Below are 19,634 nucleotides of genomic sequence, written 5' to 3' on the forward strand. Positions count from 1 at the left end.
CCAGACATCTGGAGAAGCACATGACAAGTTCTCACCCCGTCGCGGTCATCACCAGCGATGAACAAGCCTTGATCGTCGCCAGCGACCTTGCCGAAGACTTCAAGCGCGACAGCGCCACACGCGACCGCGAGCGCCGTTTGCCACACCCGGAACTGGAAGTGTTTTCCCGCTCGGGCCTGTGGGGCATCAGCGTGCCAAAGGAATACGGCGGCGCCGGTGTTTCCAACATCACCCTGGCCAACGTCATCGCCTTGATCGCCCGGGCCGACGGCTCCCTGGGGCAGATTCCGCAGAACCATTTCTATGCCCTCGAAGTACTGCGGGTGAACGGCAGCCACGAGCAGAAGCAACGCCTGTACGCCGAAGTATTGGCCGGTCAGCGCTTCGGCAATGCGTTGGCTGAACTCGGCACCAAAACCGCACACGATCGGGTCACCAGCCTGACTCGCGATGGCAGCGGCTATCGCATCAATGGTCGCAAGTTCTACGCCACGGGCGCGATCTACGCCCAGCGCATTCCCACCTCGGTGGTGGATGAAAACGGTGTGCAGCAACTGGCGTTCGTGCCACGCGACAGCAAGGGCCTGAGTGTGATCGACGACTGGAGCGGCTTCGGCCAGCGCACCACCGGCAGCGGTTCGGTGGTGTTCGAAGATGTCTTTGTTGCTGCTGAAGATGTCATCCCCTTTCAAAGCGCTTTCGAGCGCCCGACCCCGGTCGGCCCGCTGGCGCAGATTCTCCATGCCGCCATCGACACCGGCATCGCCCGCGCCGCGTATGAAGATGCGCTGCACTTCGTGCGCACCAAAACCCGGCCGTGGATCGACGCCACCCATGAAAAAGCCACGGACGATCCACTGACCCTCAAGAGCTTCGGCCACCTGAGCATTCGCCTGCACGCTGCCGAGGCGCTGCTGGAACGTGCCGGTGAATACCTCGACAAGGCCCAGGCCGACACGCATGCCGAGACCGTCGCGGCTGCGTCGATTGCCGTCGCCGAAGCCCGCGCCCTCAGCACCGAAATCTCCCTGGCCGCCGGCAGCACACTGTTCGAACTGGCCGGCAGCCAGGCGACCCTGATCGAACACGGCCTCGACCGCCACTGGCGCAACGCCCGGGTGCATACCCTGCACGACCCGGTGCGCTGGAAATACCACGCCGTCGGCAATTACTACCTCAACGATGAAAACCCGCCACTGCGGGGGACCATCTGATGACCGCCGCGAAAAAGAAAATCCTGCTCAACGCGTTCAACATGAATTGCATCGGACACATCAACCACGGTCTGTGGACCCATCCACGAGATAACTCGACCCAGTACAACACCCTCGAATACTGGACCGAACTGGCGCAGCTGCTGGAGCGTGGATTGTTCGACGGCCTGTTCATCGCCGACATCGTCGGGGTCTACGACGTCTACCAGAACTCGGTGGACGTGCCGCTGAAAGAGTCGATCCAGCTACCGGTCAACGACCCACTTCTGTTGGTCTCGGCCATGGCGGCGGTAACGAAAAACCTCGGTTTCGGCCTGACCGCCAACCTCACCTACGAAGCTCCGTATCTGTTCGCCCGACGCCTGTCGACGCTGGATCACCTGAGCCGTGGGCGTGTCGGCTGGAACATCGTCACCGGCTATCTCGACAGCGCCGCCAAGGCCATGGGTCTGAGCGAACAGGTCGAGCATGACCGTCGTTATGACCAGGCCGACGAGTACCTGGAGGTGCTCTACAAACTCCTGGAAGGCAGTTGGGAAAACGGCGCGGTACTCAACGATCCGCAGCAACGGATCTATGCGCTGCCAGACAAAGTGCACAAGGTCGAGCACAAGGGCGAGTTCTATCAGGTCGAGGGTTATCACCTGTGTGAACCCTCGCCGCAGCGCACGCCGGTGCTGTTCCAGGCCGGCAGTTCGGATCGCGGCTTGCTGTTCGCCGGGCGACATGCCGAGTGCGTGTTCATCAGCGGCCAGACCAAGGCATCGACCAAGGCACAGGTGGACAAGGTGCGCGCCAGCGCCGTCGAAGCCGGGCGCAACCCCGAGGACATCAAGGTGTTCATGGGGCTGAACGTGATCGTCGGTGCCACCGAAGAGCTGGCCTGGGCCAAGCACGCCGAATACTTGAGCTACGCCAGTGCCGAGGCCGGTGTTGCGCACTTCTCGGCGTCCACCGGGATCGATTTTTCCCAATATGAAATCGACGAGCCGATCCAGTATGTGAAGAGCAACGCGATCCAGTCCGCCACCAAACACCTGCAAAACAACGACTGGACCCGACGCAAACTGCTGGAACAACACGCCCTCGGCGGGCGTTACATCACCGTGGTCGGCTTACCGCAGCAAGTGGCGGATGAACTGGAATCCTGGATCGCCGAGACCGGGCTGGATGGCTTCAACCTGACGCGGATTGTCACGCCGGAAAGCTACGAGGACTTCATCGAACTGGTGATCCCCGAGTTACAACGGCGGGGCTCGTACAAGACGGCGTACGACAGCGGCACCTTGCGCGAAAAGCTGTTTCAGCGGGAGGCGCATTTGCCTCAGCAGCACACCGGCTCGACTTTCCGACGCTGAAAGCATCGCGAGCAAGCTCGCTCCCACAGTGGATCTCGGGTGTTCACAAAACCCCTGTGGGAGCGAGCTTGCTCGCGATGAGGCCCGAACAGACACCACAAACTTAATGCACTGACTGGATAACTCATCATGAAAAAGAACTACCTCTCTCACCCAGTCAAAGCACTGGCCCTGGCCCTCGGCCTGTTCAGCTCGGTGACATTCGCCGCCGACGCTCCACTGAAAATCGGCACCACCGCGGCCTTCGCCATTCCTCTGGAAGCGGCGGTCGAAGAAGCCGGCAAACAAGGCCTGAAAGTCGAACTGGTGGAGTTCACCGACTGGATTGCGCCGAACGTCAGCCTCGCCGCCGGCGACATCGACGTGAACTACTTCCAACACATCCCGTTCCTGGAAAACGCCAAGGCTGCGTCAGGTTTCGACCTGGTGCCATTCGCGCCGGGGATCATCAACAACGTCGGCCTCTACTCGAAAAAATACAAAAGCTTCGACGAACTGCCGCAAGGCGCCAGCGTGGCCATCGCCAACGATCCGATCAACAGCGGCCGTGGCTTGCAGCTGCTGGCCAAGGCCGGCCTGATCACCCTCAAGCCCGGCGTCGGCTACAAGGCCACCGAAGAAGACATCATCGCCAACCCGAAGCACATCAAGATCCTCCAGGTCGAAGCCGTGCAACTGGTGCGCGCCTATGACGATGCCGATCTGGTGCAGGGTTACCCGGCCTATATTCGCTTGTCGAAAACCTTCGACGCGGGCTCCGCGCTGCTGTTCGACGGCCTCGATCACAAGGAATACGTGATTCAGTTCGTGATCCAGCCAAAGAGCAAAACCGACCCGCGCCTGATCAAGTTCGTCGACATCTACCAGCACTCGCCCGCTGTGCGCGCCGCACTGGATAAAGCTCACGGCAAGCTCTATCAAGCCGGTTGGGAAAGCTGAGCATGACCGCTGCCATCCAACGGCGACTGGAGACTCCAGAGCCTCAAAGCGCCGAGCGCACTGAGCTGCACCCCGAACTCAACCATGCCCACGTCCGCTTCATCGGCCTGGGCAAAACCTACAACGGCCAGCAAGGCCCGGTGGCCGCGTTGCACGGCATCGACCTGGCGATCCAGCGCGGCGAAGTGTTCGGCATCATCGGTCGCAGCGGCGCCGGCAAGTCGTCGCTGATCCGCACCATCAATCGCCTGGAACAGCCGAGCAGCGGTCGGGTGCTGATCGATCAAGTGGATATCGGCGAGTTCGACGAAGACCGCCTGGTGGCGCTGCGTCGGCGCATCGGCATGATCTTCCAGCACTTCAATCTGATGTCGGCCAAGACTGTTTGGCAGAACGTCGAGCTGCCGCTGAAAGTCGCTGGTGTGCCCAAGGAACAACGCGAGCACAAAGTCCGTGAACTGCTGGAGCTGGTGGGCTTGCAGGCCAAACACAAGGCTTACCCGGCGCAGTTGTCCGGCGGGCAGAAACAGCGCGTGGGCATTGCCCGGGCGCTGGTGCATGACCCGGAAATTCTGCTGTGCGACGAAGCCACCTCGGCACTCGATCCGGAGACCACGCAATCGATCCTCGGCCTGCTGCGCGAGATCAATCAACGCCTTGGCCTGACCATTGTGCTGATCACCCACGAGATGGCGGTGATCCGTGAGATCTGTGATCGCGTGGTTGTCCTGGAACACGGGCGCATCGCCGAGCAAGGGCCGGTGTGGGAAGTGTTCGGCAATCCGCAGCATGAGGTCAGCAAGACATTGCTGGCGCCGTTGCAACACGCATTGCCGAAAGAGCTGCAGAGCCGTTTGCAGCCACAGCCAAAGTCCTCGGACGATGCCGTGGTCCTGCGCTTGCAGTTCACCGGGAGTCAACGCGACGAACCGGACCTGGCGGCACTGTTCAGCGCCCTCGGAGGCCGTGTGCGATTGCTGCAAGGCGGCGTGGAACGGATTCAGGGCCATGCCCTCGGGCAACTGCTGCTGGCAGTGACCGGCTCGACTCTCGGTGCCGAACAATTGCGTCAACGCGCCGGCCATTGGGCGCAACAGGTGGAGGTACTGGGCTATGTGGTTTGATCGCTTGCTGCAGGGTTTCATCGACACGTTCCTGATGGTCGGTGTGTCGTCGTTGATCGCGCTGTTGGCGGGCATTCCGCTGGCGGTAATCCTGGTCACCAGCTCCAAGGGCGGCATCTACGAAGCCCCGGCGCTGAACCGCCCACTGGGAGCGTTCGTGAACCTGTTCCGCTCGATTCCGTTTCTGATTCTGATGGTGGCGCTGATTCCGTTCACCCGATTGATCGTCGGCACCACCTACGGCGTGTGGGCGGCCGTGGTGCCACTGACCATCGCCGCTACGCCATTCTTTGCACGCATTGCCGAGGTCAGCTTGCGCGAGGTCGATCATGGACTGATCGAAGCGGCGCAAGCCATGGGCTGCCGGCGCTGGCACATCGTATGGCATGTGTTGTTGCCGGAAGCGCTGCCGGGGATTGTTGGCGGGTTCACCATCACCTTGGTCACCATGATCAACTCATCGGCCATGGCCGGGGCGATTGGCGCGGGTGGGTTGGGGGACATTGCCTATCGGTATGGGTATCAGCGCTTTGATAGCCAGATCATGTTGACGGTTATCGTGCTGCTGGTCGCGGTGGTGGCGGTGATTCAACTCGGTGGGGATCGGTTGGCGCGGGGGTTGAACAAGCGGTAAGTGAAGATCCCGGCGATATTTCGCACAGGAAAATCAGCGATTCCGAAGGCCCGTTCCCTTTCCTTTGCAGGACGTTCCTAGATCATTTCGCTCGCTTGCGCCTGCCAAATCCGGTGGCTAGTCTCGGCCCGTCACTGCTCATCAGTGATCGGGTTTAGTAGCCCGGAACAATAGGCGCATAGCGATTCCATGCTCATGTCCGGCAAATTTTGCCGCATGAAGAATATGGTGGCTGTGCGTGGGGCACCTTCGGGTGCACCGGTTTTCCTATTGACCGGCCTACTAACCTGCGTACAGCCGCCACCCAATCGTTTAGTGGGCGATAGGTGATGGCTCCCATGCAGCAATAGGAGCAACACTCATGAAAAAATCCGTTCCCGATCCGCCTCCAGAAAATCCCACCAACGAAACCGTCACCGACGATTTGCTCAGAGATCGTTCCGCGCTTTACCGCGCCATCGATTTCCACCTCACCGGCAAGCAACCCGCACCAACCGATGAAATGCGCTTCTACAACGTCAGCAAGGACGTGAGTTTTGAAGACACCCAACTCTATGTCGCCGACCTGCTGCGCTGTGCTTCGGTCACGGCGTATCAGTGTGGCGATCAACTCAAGGGCGCCGACCGGGCGATGGTGTACTCGATCTGGCATTTGCTGGAGATTGCCAAGGCGATGGTGGATCACTCCATTGAGTGTTTGGGGATGAAGCAGGGCTGAGCCAAGGCCAAAAGATCGCAGCCTTCGGCAGCTCCTACAGAGTTTGGCGTTCACACGTAGGAGCTGCCGCAGGCTGCGATCTTTCAAAGCGCGAAAGCGCTTATAGTCAACACATCTCCTTTTTCCTGCGCAGCCGACCATGAAGCAAACACCCGACGACCTCGAACAGATCACCTCCACGACCCTGGGCCACTACAACTCGACGGCCGAAAGTTTCCGAGAAGGCACGCGCGATCACGACGTCAGCCAGAACATCGATGCCCTGCTGCGGCACATTCAGGGCGAAGCGCCTTTCGACATTCTCGATTTTGGTTGTGGGCCGGGTCGGGATTTGCAGACGTTCACTCATATGGGCCACAAGGCGGTCGGCCTCGACGGTTCGGAAAAATTCGCGCAGATGGCCCGTGAGGACAGCGGGTGCGAGGTGTGGCAGCAGGACTTCCTGAAGCTCGATCTGCCGGCCGAACGTTTCGACGGGATTTTTGCCAACGCGGTGCTGTTTCATGTACCGCGTCAGGAATTACCGCGGGTGTTGAAGCAGTTGTGGGGAGCGTTGAAACCGGGTGGGGTGTTGTTCAGTTCCAATCCCCGTGGCGAAAATCAGGAAGGCTGGAACGGGACACGTTATGGGTCGTATCACGACCTTGCGGCCTGGCAGCAATTGTTGATCGAGGCGGGGTTTGTGGAGCTTGAGCATTACTACCGGCCAACGGGGCTGCCGCGGGAGCAGCAGCCTTGGTTGGCGAGTGTCTGGCGTAAACCCGCTTGATCGAGTTTTTCAGCGCGGCGTAGAAACCTCATGACTCAGGGTCTGGCCGTCCATCATCAGCGCGGTAATGCTTTGGCCGGCCAGACGTAAACCGTTCACTTCACGCATCTGTGCAGCAAAATTGGCCAGCAGCCGCGTGCCGTCGGCGAACGTGGTTTGCTGTATCAGACGATCAGCGCTGAGCCAGCGAAAGTCCGTCATCGCCTGCGTGGCCAGACGCTCGTGCATCGGCCGGAAGAATGCATCCTGACGGGCGATCAGCGGCAACCGCTCACTCAGGGTAGCGGCACTCAAATGGTAGAGCGGCGGCACATTGTAAAGCAGTTGGGTCAGTTCATTCGGTACCCGCACGTTGCTCAGTTTCAGGCTGTCGAACAACCAGTGATGGGTGGTGATGACAGAGCCGTGGAACACCGTTTGATACATTGGCAATCGAGTCGTCGGATCAAAGTGAATGCGCCGATAGGGTTCTTTCAAGGGCACTGGCTTGAAGAACACGGCCGGTTGCTCGGGCGGATACCACTTGCCCAGAAAATAGTCGGACTCGGTTTTTTTGCGCAGATCGACATCGTCCCAACCAATCACTGGCGTTTGCATGCCGTGGGTGAAAAACACGCCTTGGGCGGTGGTTGCGTTGCCATCCTCGGAACCACTGGGCAGATGCAGGCTTTCGTTGATCCAGCGCGAAGCGTCAATTTTGTCCTGTGCATTCTGCGCCTGCGTCAGCGTCGCACCCGGGCGATAGCTGTCGTAGAGCATGCCTGTGGCATAAGCATCGAGAAACCAGCTGTTAAACCCGGCCCGCGCCTGGACAGCCCTGATCCGGGCCTTGAGCAACGAGCGCATGCATCCCGGTTCGGTGTAGTGCCCCGATTGCTGGAAGCCACTTTTCAACGTGCCGTCCTTGAGCACGATGGCGCATTCGGCATGGGCCTTGTCGCCCAGATGCGCCGTGGTCCAGTCCAGGTTTTCATTGGACGCCAACGCCGTTTCATAAGAGTCGTAAGGCGCCAGCAAATACCCCGCCGCCACACCGGCGCGCACCGTTTCCGGGTGCCACAAGCCGCCTTCCCAACCCTCGCCAAGACCCAGCCACAGTCGCGACAGACCGGCCTTGCGCAATTGCTCGAAGGTGTTCAGCGACAAGGTGCTGCCCCAGCGTTCAGGCGCGGAACTCAAGGCATCCGTGAAGTTACGCGCCAGCCTCGTGCGCAATTCACCATAAGCGCTGGCGAGTACCTGCATGTCCGGCGCGGCTCGCGCTTGCCAGTTTTTACGCGCCATTGTGTTGAGGGCGGCATTGAGACTGCGCAGCAAAACCGTTTTTCGGTAGCGATCCAGCGTGGCGTCACCACTGTCGAGTATCAACATGGCTTCATTATCCAGCCCCTCTCGCAGCTCCCGCGCCAGCGGTGTCTGGCTGCGTAACTGCGCGAGCAGAGCCGGCCAGTTGCGCACATCCTTGGGCCCCAGCAGATCGTTGCCCCACAGATAGACATGGCTGGCGCCCAGCAGCTTTGCAGCTTGCGGGGTTTTCTCGAATTTGCCGCTCAAGGGCTCGTAGCGCCCGTTGTCGATCAGCCATTGGCGGTAGCGTTTCGCCCCTGCCAGCGGGTCGGCATCGCCGAGAAACAAGATGAACGTCAGCGGTGCCGAGGGCTCCAGCGACGTGAATTCATGCCTTGCCGTCAGCGCAAGATTTCTGCCGTCGGCGCTGAAGGTCAGGCGATTGTTGTAGGGATTGGTCATCAGCCAATGCAGGCTGAATCCGCCATGGTCAACACCCCAAAGCGGCAGGCTCAAATCCTGAGTGGTATTGACTGCGCCCTGCTCCAGCAAAAACGTTTGCCACTGCCGATCGCCGGCCGGCACGTAATGCCCCTCGGCCATCGGCCAGCTCAGGCCTTGACCCATTGCGCTACCGGGTTGGTCGAGAAATGTCAGGTCGGCGGCTGCACGCGCCTTGATCGACAGGGAAAGATCCGCGCCCTGCAATTCAGCGCTGAGGGCATACGTGCCCTCATCCCATTGCCACTCCAGACGCTCGGCCGTGTGTTTCAGCGCACTGACCCGTCGCGCCGCAACGCCGCTGGAAGCCTGCACGGTTTCATGACCCGCCGGAGTCGCGCTTATCGCCAGGGTCGCCGGGTCGATCTCGATACGCCACAGCGGGTTTTCCAGCACGGCACTTGTCGCGGATGTCGACCAGGCCAGCAACAGTCCAAACAGCAGCGCCCCGCGAATGAGGTCAAGCATGAGCTGCCCCGTTCCTGATTGAAGGAGGGACAGACTAGTGCACTCGGCCCTGGCTGTAAGTCAGACCGTTCCGAAACAATCGCGAGCAAGCTCGCTCCCACAGTTAATCGCGGTCAACTGTGGGAGCGAGCTTGCTCGCGATGAGCGCGAAGCGCTCGCCTTTACTGCGCCTCTTTCTTCGGCTCGCGAATTTTGTACCAGGCCACATACAGCGCCGGCAAAAACAGCAGCGTCAGCAAGGTGGCGATGACGATCCCGCCGATCATTGCGTAGGCCATCGGGCCCCAGAACACTTCCCGGGCAATCGGGATCATCCCCATGCTCGCCGCCGCAGCGGTCAGCAGGATCGGCCGACGTCGATGCTCGGTGGCCTGCACCACCGCATCCCACGGCGCGTAGCCCTTCTGCTCGTACTCTTCGATCTGGGTTACCAGGATCACCGAGTTACGGATGATGATACCGATCAGCGCCAGAATCCCGAGGATCGCCACGAAGCCCATAGGCGTGCCCGTCGGCACCAGCGCGATCACCACGCCGATCAACCCCAGCGGCGCGACGCTGGCCACCAGGAACAGCTTCTGCACGCTGTGCAGCTGGATCATCAGGAAGGTCGCCATCAAGAACAGCATCAGCGGCACAACCTTGGCAATCGGGCCCTGGGCCTTGCCGCTTTCCTCCACCGTACCACCGGTGGCGACCTTGTAGCCCGCCGGCAATTTGGCTGCGAAAGCATCGATGGACGGCTTGAGGATTTTCACCAGGTCCGTCGGCTGGATCTCGTCGCGTATCGCCGCCTTGATGGTGATGGTCGGCAGACGATCGCGACGCCACACCAGCGGCTGCTCCAGTTCGTAGCGCACCGTGGCGAACGCCAACAGAGGAATCGACGTGCCGCTCGGCGTGACAATTTGCAGGTTCTGCAGGGTTTCCGGCGTACCGCGCTCGGAATCCACCGCACGACCGACCACGTTGATCAGGTAGATGTCGTCGTCGACCTGGGTCACCGCCTGGCCGCTGACGATGCCGTTCATCAGGTTGGCCACATCCTCGGAAGACAACCCCAACTGCCGCGCCTTGTCCTGGGCGATGTCGATGCGCAGGACTTTGCCCGGTTCGTTCCAGTCGTAGATGATCTCGCCAATGTGCGGGTTCTTGTCCAGCTCCGTGGCCAGGTCGATGGCATGGCGGCGCACCTGGTCGATGTCTTTGCCGCTGACCCGGTACTGGATCGGACGCCCTACCGGTGGGCCCATTTCCAGTGCCTGGACATAACCGCCGATGCCGACGAAGTCGTTGCGCAAGCGCTCGCGAAGCTTCTGCATCATGGCTTCACGGGTATGGCCTTTGCTGACGATCACCAACTGCGCGTAGAACGGGTTTTGCAGTTGCTGGTCCAGTGGCAAGTAGAAACGGATCGCGCCCTGACCGACGTAGGTGCTCCAGCGCACGATGTCCGGATCGTCCTTGAGCGTGGCTTCGAGGCGATCGACGGCCCGGCGGGTTTCGTCGAGCGAGGCGTTTTGCGGCAGGTTCAGGTCCACCAGGATTTCCGGACGATCCGAAGACGGGAAGAACTGGTTCTGCACGTAGCGCATGCTAAACAGCGCCAGCACAAAACACAGCACCGTAATGCCGATGGCCCACCAGCGATTGCGCATGCACCACAGCAGCCCGCCATTGAACGCCTTGCCGATGCGCCCGGGTTCACCTTCATGGGGTTTCACGTTGGTGCTGAGGATGTGCACGCCGATCACCGGCGCAAACAGAACCGCCACCACCCACGACACCAGCATCGCACAGGCAATCACCGCAAACAGGGTGTAGGTGTACTCACCGGCGGAGCTGGCGTTCAAGCCGATCGGCACGAAGCCCGCCACCGTCACCAGCGTACCGGTGAGCATCGGGAACGCCGTGGAGGTGTAGGCGAAGGTCGCCGCCTGCTCCTTGGTCTCGCCCAATTCCAGACGGGTGACCATCATTTCCACGGTGATCATCGCATCGTCCACCAGCAGGCCGAGTGCGATGATCAGTGCACCGAGGGAAATCCGCTGCATGGTGATGCCGCTGTATTCCATGAACACGAACACCATCGCCAGCACCAACGGGATCGAGCACGCCACTACCAAACCGGCGCGCACGCCAAGGCTGACGAAGCTGACCAGCAGCACGATCACCACCGCTTCAAACAACGCGCTGGTAAAGCCGCCGACGGCTTCCTCCACCACCACGGCCTGATCGGAGACGTTGTAGATGCCGACACCCACCGGCAGGTCGGCGGTCAACTCGTCGATACGAGTGTGCAAAGCTTTGCCGAATGCCTGGACGTTGCCACCCTTCTGCATGGCAATCGCCAGGCCGATGGCCTGTTTACCGTTGTAGCGAAATTCCGGCGAGGCCGGATCGACGTAGCCGCGGCTGATTTCGGCAATGTCGGCCAGACGATAGTAGCGGTCGTTGAGCTTGAGGTTGACCTCGGCCAGGTCTTTCTCCGAAGCGAACTTCCCTGAAGTGCGCACCGAAATCCGCTCCGGTCCGGCCTCGATGACGCCCGCCGGGGTCACGGCGTTCTGGGTTTGCAGACTCTCCACCACCTGACGCTCATCGATGCCCAGCGCTGCGAGTTTGCGTGTGGAGAAATTCAGGTACAGCACTTCATCCTGCTGGCCGACCATCTCGATCTTGCCCAGCCCCGGCACACCGCGAATCTCCATGCGCGCCTGTTCGACGTAGTCGCGCAACTGACGCAGGGTCAGACCGTCGGCGGTGAAGGCGTAGATCGAGCCGAAGACGTCACCAAATTCGTCGTTGAACGACGGTCCCTGTATGCCTTGCGGGAACTGGTATTTGATGTCGTTGATCTTCTTGCGCACCTGGTACCAGATTTCCGGGATGTCCTTGGCACTGGTGGTGTCACGCAGGTACACGTAAACCGTCGATTCACCGGGACGCGTGTAGCTTTTCACGTAGTCGAGGGAGTCGAGCTCCTCGAGCTTTTTCTCGATCCGGTCGGTGATCTGCTTGAGGGTTTCCTCCTGGGTCGCCCCCGGCCATTTGCTCTGGATCACCATGGTTTTGATGGTGAACGAAGGGTCTTCTTCGCGCCCCAGGTTGAAATACGAGAACACACCCATCAACAACGCGACGAACATCAGATACCAGATGAACGACTGATGCTTGAGGGCCCATTCCGAGAGATTGAAAGGCCCTTTCATTGACTGTCCTCGTCGATTTTCACTTGTTGCCCCGGCTTGAGGCTGTTGACACCGGCACTGACCACTCGCTCGCCGTTCTTCACGCCGTCGGCCAGCACCACAGTGCTGTCGGTGCGGCTGATCACGGTGACGTCACGGGGGGAGACGGTTTTACTCTGTGCATCAATCACCCAGATGCGTGGCTTGCCATCGACCTCCTGCAGCGCGGTGACAGGCAGTTCGATACGCGGCTTGATCGCCGAGCTCAAAGTGACGCTGATGGCCGTACCCAGACGAAAGCCAACTGGCGTTTCGGCCAGGGTCAGGCGGGCGCGACGGGTGCGTGTCGCGCTTTGAGCCTGAGGTTCGATTTCACGGATGATGGCGGTGGTGTTGATGCTCGGATCGAGTTGCGCAGCGACCAGGAACACCACATCGCTGGGCAGTTGATCGACCAGGGTATCCGGCAGATCGATCACCGCTTCCTTGATGTCCGGTTGCGCCAGTGTCACCACTTGCTGACCGGCCGTCACCACTTGTCCGGCTTCGGCGCTCCAATTGGTGACCACGGCTTTATGGTCGGCGCGCAATTCGGTGTAGCCCAGTTGGTCCTTGCTCTGGTTGACGGCTGCCCGGGCCTGATCGAGGGAGGCCTGGGTGGTTTTCAGGTCCGTGTTGGCCTCGTCGAGTTGCGCTTGCGCGCCGACCCCGCGGTCAAACAAGGCTTGCTGACGCTGGGCAGTGGCCTTGGCGTTGATCAGTTGCGCCTGGATTTTCGCCAGATCGCCCTGGGCCGAGCGCAATTGGTTCTGTTGATCTGAAGGATCGAGGGTGGCGAGCAACGTACCCTTCTCGACCTCGGTGCCGACATCGACGTTACGACTGGCGATTCGCCCGCCCACGCGGAACCCGGTATTGCTTTCATAGCGAGCCTGGATACTGCCAGCGAAGCGGCCCAGATCCTCTTCGCTCAAGGCCTGAACCTTGATCGACAGCACCGGCCGTACCGGCGCCGGCGGCGGTTCGCTTTTGGAACAGGCGCTCAGCACCAGCCCGATGGACAACGCCCATAAAGGCTTCATGGCTTGGCTCCCCACGTCAGATCCTTGTAAGTGTTTTCGGCAATCTCGACTTCCATGTCCGGGTGCAACAGTTGCCCGCCCGCGATGATGACTTTGTCCCCATCCTTCAACCCGTCGCTGACGATGATCTTGCCGGTCAGGTAGCGGCTGACCGTCACCGAATGCAACTGGGCCTTGCCCTTGTCGTCGACAATCCAGACAGCAGGTTCACTGATGTTTTTGGTCAGTGCCGACCACGGCAACTCGATGACCGACTTGCCCGACCCCTTGGCCGTGGCACTCACCACCGAGCCCAATTGCATGCCGTCGGGCAGGCTGTTGAGGCCGACCTTGACCTGCACGGTGCCGGATTGCGCCGACACCGACGGGGTGACTTCACGTACGGTGCCCGTGGTTTTGATTGCTGGGTTGTCGAGCAGACTCAGGACGATGGTTTGATCCTTGGGTTTCTCGGCCAGCAGCGATTCATAAACGTTGAACACCGCATCGCGGTCGCCGTCCCGGGCCAGGCTGAAGATCGGCATCGTCGCCTGCACCACCTGGCCGACTTCCGCCTGACGCTCGGTAATGATCCCCGGCGCATCGGCGATCAGCGCCGTATAGCTCAACTGATCCCTGGCATTGGCCAACTGCGCCTGGGCAGCGCTCAGGGCGCTCTGGCTGCTGTGCAAGGCGGCCTGGGCCGAGTCATATTCGCTCTGGCTGGTGTAGCCCTTGGGCAAGAGTTTTTGCTGACGGACGAACGCCAGCTCGCTCTGCTTCACCCGCGCCTGTTCGGCGACCACTTGTGCCTGGGCCGAGTCGACATTGGTCTGTAGATCCTTGGGGTCGAGCCGGGCGAGCACTTGCTTGGCGGTCACGCGATCACCGACGTCAACCGAGCGCTGGATGATCTTGCCACCGACGCGGAAAGACAGCTCCGTCTGTACCCGCGCCTGGATATCACCGGTGAGGGTGACCGAGGCCGAGTAATCCGCTGGTTTGACGACCTGCACGAACACCCGTGGCAGGTATTCCTGCACGGGCTTTTTCTCCTCGCAAGCCGTTAGCAGGGTGATGACACTCAAGGCCATGACTACTTTCAATCCGGGAACCGCCATGCAATCTCCTTGGCCTTTTTTATGGACAACTCGACAGAGAGCTTAGAACAGGAATTCGACCTTGCACGTTCGTCTTATGAAGAAAAAATTCGCTATGTTTTACCCCCAAAACACTTGCCATAGACGCCTGCGCATACCGGACAATGAGCCCCGGTCGATACCGCCTCAGGAACCCACATGCTCAACACGCTCGCGGTAGCCAATTACCGCTCGATCAACAAACTGGTGATCCCGCTGGGCCGGCTGAATCTGATCACCGGGCCCAACGGCAGCGGCAAATCCAACCTGTACCGAGCGCTGCGCCTGCTGGCGGAAACCGCCCAGGGCGGTGTGGTCAATGCCCTGGCCCGTGAAGGCGGGCTGGATTCGACCTTCTGGGCCGGCCCGGAGACCATCACCCGGCGCATGCGCAACGGCGAAGTACCCATCGAGCCGACCGTGAGCCAAGGCGTCAAACGCTTGCGCCTGGGGTTTGCGGGAGAGGATTTCGGCTACTCGATCAGCCTGGGCCTGCCGGATTCCAATGGCCATTTCATGCTGCCGGGGCACCGCTGGCCGATCCCGTCACGTTTCAGCCTCGACCCGCAGATCAAACGCGAATGCCTGTGGGCCGGGGCGTTCTATCGCCCGGCCAGTCTGCTGGTCGATCGTGACGGTCCGATGATCCGTGCCCGCGCCAATCGCAAGTGGGATGTACTGGCCCAGCACACGCCGATGTTCGACAGTCTGTTCGATCAGGTCGGCAGCCTGCGCAGTTCGCCGGAAGTGCTGGAGATGCGCGAATTCATCCGCCGCTGGCGCTTTTACGATCACTTTCGCAGCGATGCCGAAGCTCCCGCCCGTCAACCGCAACTGGGCACCCGCACGCCGGTGCTGCATCACGACGGGCGCGATCTGGCGGCGGCCTTGCAGACCATCATCGAAATCGGCGATCAGGAGGCGTTGCAGGCCGCCATCAGCGACGCCTTCCCCGGCGCGCGACTGAACATCGAACCATTGCCAGGTGGCCGCTTCGCCATCGAATTTTTTCAGGAAGGTTTGTTGCGGCCGCTGTCGGCCGCCGAGTTGTCGGACGGAACGTTGCGTTATCTGCTGTTGGTCGCCGCGCTGCTGACGCCACGGCCGCCGACACTGATGGTGTTGAACGAGCCGGAAACCAGCCTGCACCCGGATCTGCTTCCGGCGCTGGCGCGCCTGATTATCCGCGCTTCAGAGCAGTGCCAGGTGTGGGTGGTGTCCCATGCCCGGCGCTTGATTTCGGCATTGCAGGAAGACCCGGAGTGCAATTGCATCGTGTTGGAGAAGAATCTCGGGCAGACCGGGATTGTTGGGCAGCGGATGCTGGATGAGCCGGCGTGGTATTGGCCGGATTGAGTGTGGATTGTCAGACGCTGAGTGAGCGATTATGGCGACGACGGATCCAGTCGGCATTCATCGACACCTCAATTTCAATAATGGTGTTTGTGGCCTTCGACGAAACTGATGGTGCCATTGGGCGTACTGCAGCAGGCGTACTGCTCGCCAGATTTCTCAACGCTGGAAGTACCGCTGGATCACGGGCAGCCCACCAGGATCCGAATCGTCCAATCGCCGCGGTGCTCATCAACCCCAGAGAGGTATTGGCCAGAGGTGCAAGCAGCGTAGAAGCGGGATTAATGGCAGCAGTAATCGTGCTCCCCAGACCGACCGCAGCCCCAGCCACACCCGACACGCCGGCGACTACGGATGACGCAGCACCCGCTGTATATCGTAGGGGCAAGCGGAAAAAGGCTCCATTCGCCAGCGCGTCCACCCCGACCTGAAAGGAAATGCTTGGTCTCAGCGTGATGATCGAATTAAACAGCGTGCCAATACTGGTAAGTATTCTGGCAATGACTTCAAACCGCCCAGTCGGATCACTGAAGTTCACCGGATCGCCTAAACAATACGCATACGGATTCAACCCACCCCGCCCAAACGGACTCAGGCTGTCCGGGCTGTTGAAGCGCATCAGCACCGGGTTGAACGCCCGATGCCCGTTACCCAGCAGATAATGGCCGGTGGCCGGATCGACCGCTTCACCGGTGAATCCCAGAATACTGCCAGGGCCGCCTTCGACCCGGCGGTAACCGTAAGGCGCGTAAACCTGCCGCACAGCTTCGCCAGGTCCGGCCATCTGCAATACCGAACGTTGCTGATCAGTGACCAGCAACTGGCTGCTGCGCTGGGCGCCGTCAAACAATTGCAGTGCCAGCAGTTGCCTATCGTGTTGAAACACGCTGTACCCATCCTGACCTTTCAGTTGCGTCACCAGATGTTCGCCGCAGTAGAACCAGGTCAGTTTTTCCAGCCCGAACGGCTCCAGTTCGACCAGCCGATCCAGGGCGTCATAACGGTAGTGATTGAGGGGGCGCGTCAATATGCTCATCAGGGTCAACTCCTGGCGAAGGACGCAGTTTGCACCCGCTTAAAATGCGCCGGCACCTAGCAGAACTGTTAGTGCCGGGAGAAAACTGTCGACCGGGTTTGCCAAGTCAAGAGAGGACAGCTACTTTCCATTGCGCCGCAGGAAGGATCTTTTTTTGAAACACAGCTCCAGGGACGAACCACTTTTGGCCAGACTCCCGGCCAAAACCTCACAAGGACGAGAACATGGCAGACGTACAAACGCTGCAACGGATGGATCCGCAGGACATTCTGAAACTCTTGATGGCGTTGCGCAGAGCCTTGAAGGCCGGGCCGGCCTGAGCAATCCATCGCCCAATAAAAAACGCCGACGCTAAATCAGCCGTCGGCGTTTGAAACCTTGAAGGGGTTTGCTTCGCGAATCAGAACGCCGGCAGTACCGCGCCGCTGTACTTCTTCTCGATGAAGGCTTTCACTTCCGGGCTGGTCAGGGCTTTGGCCAACTTCTGGATAGCAACGCTGTCCTTGTTGTCCGGACGGGCCACCAGGTAGTTCACGTAAGGCGAATCAGCACCTTCAATGATCAGCGCGTCTTTCGCCGGGTTCAGGCCCGCTTCCAGCGCGTAGTTGGTGTTGATCATGTCCAGGTCGACCTGATCCAGCACACGCGGCAACATGGCCGATTCGAGTTCCTTGAACTTGAAGTTGTGCGGATTCTTGGCAATGTCTTTCGGGGTCGACACGGCGTTTTTCGGGTCTTTCAACTCGATCAAGCCAGCCTTCTGCAGCAGGATCAGGGCACGGCCGCTGTTGCTGCCTTCGTTCGGGATGGCGATGGTCGCGCCGTCTTTCAGCTCAGCCAGGGTTTTGACTTTCTTCGAGTAGCCGCCGAAGGGTTCGACATGCACACCGATTACGGTTTCCAGGTGAGTGCCTTTGCCTTCGTTGAAGCTCTTCAGGTACGGCAGGGTCTGGAAGTAGTTGGCGTCCAGACGCTTCTGGTCGACCTGCACGTTCGGCTGAACGTAGTCGGTGAACACCTTGATTTCCAGGTCCACGCCTTCTTTGGCGAGGGTTGGCTTGATCAGCTCGAGAATCTCGGCGTGTGGAACCGGGGTCGCGGCAACCACCAGTTTCTCGCCAGCCTGGGCCAGGCCCGCGGTCAGGGCAGCCGCCAGTGCGGTGAACAACAGAACCTTTTTCATGCAGTGTCCTTATCGAAAATCACAGTCGCTTGTGGCGACGGCTTGAATATGAGAGTGCCAGTGAAGTGCTATCGCTGGCGTGAAGCGGACAATACCGGGATTTTTTATTCCCGAACAATAACCTTTATTCACTTTCATATTCCATTTTGTTCACGTAGGAGCTGCCGCAGGCTGCGATCTTTTGACTTTGATGGCATTGAGCCTCGGGCAGGTTCAAATGCTCCGGCAAAATCTCGTCGCCCGTACTCACCAGCAGCGCAAAGTGAATGATGTTTTCCAGCTCCCGGGTATTACCCGGCCAACTGTGGCGTTCCAGCACAAGCTGCGCCGCCTCGCTGATCAGCGGCACTGGCAAGTCGAGGCGCTGGCTGTAGATGCCGAGGAAGTATTCGGCCAGCGACAGGATGTCACCCGTGCGCTCGCGCAGTGCCGGCAGTTCGAGTTGGCCTTCGCTGAGGTAGTGATAGAGCCGTTCATGGAATTTTCCGGCGGCAACCGCCTGGGCCAGGTCGATGCTGGTGGCCGCCACCAGCCGTACATCCACCGGGCTCGGCTGCTGGGCACCGACGCGGGTGACTTCGTGGTTTTCCAGCGCAGCGAGCAATTTGGTCTGGATCGGCAGCGGCAAGTCGCCGATTTCGTCCAGGTACAGCGTGCCGCCGTTGGCCGAGCCAAACCACCCGGCACGGCTGCTCGCCGAGCCGCTGTAGCTGCCCGCGGCGTAGCCAAACAACTCGGCGTCGGCATAAGTCGGGCTGATGGCGCCGCAGTTGACCGACACGAATAACCCGCCGCGATCACTGGCGCGGTGGATATGGCGGGCCAGCAATTCCTTGCCGGTGCCGGTTTCGCCACGGATCAGCACTGACACTGAGCGCGTGGCCAGTTGCTCAAGGTCTTCACGTAATTGCCGCGACCGTGGATCGACAAACACCAGCGCCTTGGCGCGGATGCTCAGGGGACTTTTTTCGGCATCGGGAAAGGTCAGCAGCGGCTGACCGAAGGTTTCAAAGCTCATGGCAGACTCCCGCCCAAAACCGCCGGGGGACGGGGGCGTTAAATAAAAAAAGTGTTCAAGCGCGGCGCAGAGCGTGGTGTTCCATGCGGTTCTGCAGACGATAGAGATAGGCAAAACCCTGCTCCCAGCGCTGATGACCGGACTTCACGTTGATATGCCCTGCCCCCGACAGAATCCCCGCCTCGGCGCCCCAGTGGCGCGCCAGTTCCAGCGCCCGCGGTGCACTGACGGCGCTGTCGTTGTCGGAGCTGACGACCTGGCTGGGGAATGGCAGCAGATCCGTCGGAATCGGCGCGAAGTTGCGCAAGGCCGGCGCGCAAGCCGGGCGTTCGACATCTGCCGGCGCGACGAGCAAGGCACCGCGCACTTGACGCAGAAACTGCACGGGGGCGCTCGCTGCCCAATGGGCAACGGTGATGCAACCCAGGCTGTGGGCAATGAGAATCACCGGTGTGCTGTCGGCGGCAATCGCCTCGGCCAGCGCCGCGACCCAGTCTTCACGGCGCGGCGTCAGCCAGTCGGCCTGCTCCACCCGTGCGCTGTTCGGCAGGCTGTTCTGCCAGTGGCTTTGCCAATGATCTTCTGGCGATCCTTGCCAGCCCGGCACAATCAGGTAGCGAATTGATTCGTTGCGCATGGGG

Annotated in this window: 16 protein-coding genes; 8 read left to right on the forward strand and 8 right to left on the reverse strand. The window is 60.4% G+C overall.

What is annotated here, in order from left to right; genetic code table 11:
* Nucleotides 1-20: 20 nt before the first annotated feature.
* The 7 genes from AC1D1M_RS10670 (at nucleotide 21) to AC1D1M_RS10700 (ending at nucleotide 6,756) form a co-directional block, all read left to right on the forward strand.
* Nucleotides 21-1,214, forward strand: a complete 1,194-nt coding sequence (locus AC1D1M_RS10670; RefSeq protein ID WP_477775601.1) for an SfnB family sulfur acquisition oxidoreductase — start codon at nucleotides 21-23, stop codon at nucleotides 1,212-1,214.
* On the forward strand, nucleotides 1,214-2,572 hold the full coding sequence (locus AC1D1M_RS10675; RefSeq protein ID WP_477775602.1) for an LLM class flavin-dependent oxidoreductase: 1,359 nt from the start codon (nucleotides 1,214-1,216) through the stop codon (nucleotides 2,570-2,572). The genes AC1D1M_RS10670 and AC1D1M_RS10675 overlap by 1 nt, the downstream gene beginning before the upstream one ends.
* A gap of 129 nt (nucleotides 2,573-2,701) precedes the next feature.
* The gene (locus AC1D1M_RS10680; RefSeq protein ID WP_057712486.1) at nucleotides 2,702-3,511 is read left to right on the forward strand and encodes a MetQ/NlpA family ABC transporter substrate-binding protein; all 810 of its coding nucleotides are present in this window, start codon (nucleotides 2,702-2,704) and stop codon (nucleotides 3,509-3,511) included.
* Nucleotides 3,512-3,513: 2 nt separating this feature from the next.
* Complete coding sequence (locus AC1D1M_RS10685) at nucleotides 3,514-4,635, forward strand: methionine ABC transporter ATP-binding protein (protein WP_477775603.1); 1,122 nt, start codon at nucleotides 3,514-3,516, stop codon at nucleotides 4,633-4,635.
* A complete protein-coding gene (locus AC1D1M_RS10690; RefSeq protein ID WP_477775604.1) occupies nucleotides 4,625-5,269 on the forward strand; it encodes a methionine ABC transporter permease in 645 nt (214 codons plus the stop codon). Before AC1D1M_RS10685 ends, AC1D1M_RS10690 begins: the two co-directional genes overlap by 11 nt.
* Before the next feature lie 361 nt (nucleotides 5,270-5,630).
* Complete coding sequence (locus AC1D1M_RS10695; RefSeq protein ID WP_477775605.1) at nucleotides 5,631-5,987, forward strand: DUF6124 family protein; 357 nt, start codon at nucleotides 5,631-5,633, stop codon at nucleotides 5,985-5,987.
* Between the two features lie 139 nt (nucleotides 5,988-6,126).
* Nucleotides 6,127-6,756 carry a class I SAM-dependent methyltransferase gene (locus tag AC1D1M_RS10700; RefSeq protein ID WP_477775606.1) on the forward strand — a complete coding sequence of 210 codons (630 nt, stop codon included), beginning with the start codon at nucleotides 6,127-6,129 and terminating at the stop codon, nucleotides 6,754-6,756.
* A gap of 9 nt (nucleotides 6,757-6,765) precedes the next feature.
* Here AC1D1M_RS10700 and AC1D1M_RS10705 read toward each other — a convergent pair whose 3' ends face one another.
* The 4 genes from AC1D1M_RS10705 to AC1D1M_RS10720 form a co-directional block, all read right to left on the reverse strand.
* Nucleotides 6,766-9,012: a glycoside hydrolase gene (locus AC1D1M_RS10705; protein ID WP_477775607.1), complete on the reverse strand. Its 2,247-nt coding sequence runs from the start codon at nucleotides 9,010-9,012 to the stop codon at nucleotides 6,766-6,768.
* 161 nt (nucleotides 9,013-9,173) lie between these two features.
* Entirely contained in the window at nucleotides 9,174-12,224 is a 3,051-nt protein-coding gene (locus AC1D1M_RS10710; RefSeq protein WP_477775608.1) for an efflux RND transporter permease subunit, read from the reverse strand.
* Complete coding sequence (locus AC1D1M_RS10715; RefSeq protein WP_477775609.1) at nucleotides 12,221-13,285, reverse strand: efflux RND transporter periplasmic adaptor subunit; 1,065 nt, start codon at nucleotides 13,283-13,285, stop codon at nucleotides 12,221-12,223. Before AC1D1M_RS10715 ends, AC1D1M_RS10710 begins: the two co-directional genes overlap by 4 nt.
* Nucleotides 13,282-14,385 carry an efflux RND transporter periplasmic adaptor subunit gene (locus tag AC1D1M_RS10720; RefSeq protein WP_477775610.1) on the reverse strand — a complete coding sequence of 368 codons (1,104 nt, stop codon included), beginning with the start codon at nucleotides 14,383-14,385 and terminating at the stop codon, nucleotides 13,282-13,284. The genes AC1D1M_RS10715 and AC1D1M_RS10720 overlap by 4 nt, the downstream gene beginning before the upstream one ends.
* 177 nt (nucleotides 14,386-14,562) lie before the next feature.
* On the opposite strand from AC1D1M_RS10720, the gene AC1D1M_RS10725 reads away from it, so the two are divergent.
* Nucleotides 14,563-15,759 carry an AAA family ATPase gene (locus AC1D1M_RS10725; RefSeq protein ID WP_477775611.1) on the forward strand — a complete coding sequence of 399 codons (1,197 nt, stop codon included), beginning with the start codon at nucleotides 14,563-14,565 and terminating at the stop codon, nucleotides 15,757-15,759.
* Between the two features lie 10 nt (nucleotides 15,760-15,769).
* On the opposite strand, the gene AC1D1M_RS10730 is transcribed toward AC1D1M_RS10725, so the two are convergent.
* From AC1D1M_RS10730 to AC1D1M_RS10745, 4 genes are all read right to left on the reverse strand, one after another.
* Entirely contained in the window at nucleotides 15,770-16,792 is a 1,023-nt protein-coding gene (locus AC1D1M_RS10730) for an RHS repeat-associated core domain-containing protein (protein WP_477775612.1), read from the reverse strand.
* A gap of 400 nt (nucleotides 16,793-17,192) precedes the next feature.
* A complete protein-coding gene (locus AC1D1M_RS10735) occupies nucleotides 17,193-17,975 on the reverse strand; it encodes a MetQ/NlpA family ABC transporter substrate-binding protein (protein ID WP_150726432.1) in 783 nt (260 codons plus the stop codon).
* A gap of 124 nt (nucleotides 17,976-18,099) precedes the next feature.
* Nucleotides 18,100-18,993: a sigma 54-interacting transcriptional regulator gene (locus tag AC1D1M_RS10740; protein ID WP_477775613.1), complete on the reverse strand. Its 894-nt coding sequence runs from the start codon at nucleotides 18,991-18,993 to the stop codon at nucleotides 18,100-18,102.
* 55 nt (nucleotides 18,994-19,048) lie between these two features.
* Complete coding sequence (locus AC1D1M_RS10745; RefSeq protein WP_477775614.1) at nucleotides 19,049-19,630, reverse strand: alpha/beta hydrolase; 582 nt, start codon at nucleotides 19,628-19,630, stop codon at nucleotides 19,049-19,051.
* Between the last annotated feature and the right edge of the window lie 4 nt (nucleotides 19,631-19,634).

Source organism: Pseudomonas sp. P1_F7 (assembly GCF_056405655.1).

Bases quoted from the DNA above. Each gene is read 5' to 3' on its own strand.
- AC1D1M_RS10725 (WP_477775611.1), top strand. From the start codon at position 14,563: ATGCTCAACACGCTCGCGGTAGCCAATTACCGCTCGATCAACAAACTG.
- AC1D1M_RS10685 (WP_477775603.1), top strand. From the start codon at position 3,514: ATGACCGCTGCCATCCAACGGCGACTGGAGACTCCAGAGCCTCAAAGC.
- AC1D1M_RS10695 (WP_477775605.1), top strand. From the start codon at position 5,631: ATGAAAAAATCCGTTCCCGATCCGCCTCCAGAAAATCCCACCAACGAA.
- AC1D1M_RS10745 (WP_477775614.1), bottom strand. From the start codon at position 19,630: ATGCGCAACGAATCAATTCGCTACCTGATTGTGCCGGGCTGGCAAGGA.
- AC1D1M_RS10740 (WP_477775613.1), bottom strand. From the start codon at position 18,993: ATGAGCTTTGAAACCTTCGGTCAGCCGCTGCTGACCTTTCCCGATGCC.
- AC1D1M_RS10715 (WP_477775609.1), bottom strand. From the start codon at position 13,285: ATGAAGCCTTTATGGGCGTTGTCCATCGGGCTGGTGCTGAGCGCCTGT.
- AC1D1M_RS10720 (WP_477775610.1), bottom strand. From the start codon at position 14,385: ATGGCGGTTCCCGGATTGAAAGTAGTCATGGCCTTGAGTGTCATCACC.
- AC1D1M_RS10705 (WP_477775607.1), bottom strand. From the start codon at position 9,012: ATGCTTGACCTCATTCGCGGGGCGCTGCTGTTTGGACTGTTGCTGGCC.
- AC1D1M_RS10700 (WP_477775606.1), top strand. From the start codon at position 6,127: ATGAAGCAAACACCCGACGACCTCGAACAGATCACCTCCACGACCCTG.
- AC1D1M_RS10690 (WP_477775604.1), top strand. From the start codon at position 4,625: ATGTGGTTTGATCGCTTGCTGCAGGGTTTCATCGACACGTTCCTGATG.
- AC1D1M_RS10735 (WP_150726432.1), bottom strand. From the start codon at position 17,975: ATGAAAAAGGTTCTGTTGTTCACCGCACTGGCGGCTGCCCTGACCGCG.
- AC1D1M_RS10675 (WP_477775602.1), top strand. From the start codon at position 1,214: ATGACCGCCGCGAAAAAGAAAATCCTGCTCAACGCGTTCAACATGAAT.
- AC1D1M_RS10680 (WP_057712486.1), top strand. From the start codon at position 2,702: ATGAAAAAGAACTACCTCTCTCACCCAGTCAAAGCACTGGCCCTGGCC.
- AC1D1M_RS10710 (WP_477775608.1), bottom strand. From the start codon at position 12,224: ATGAAAGGGCCTTTCAATCTCTCGGAATGGGCCCTCAAGCATCAGTCG.
- AC1D1M_RS10730 (WP_477775612.1), bottom strand. From the start codon at position 16,792: ATGAGCATATTGACGCGCCCCCTCAATCACTACCGTTATGACGCCCTG.
- AC1D1M_RS10670 (WP_477775601.1), top strand. From the start codon at position 21: ATGACAAGTTCTCACCCCGTCGCGGTCATCACCAGCGATGAACAAGCC.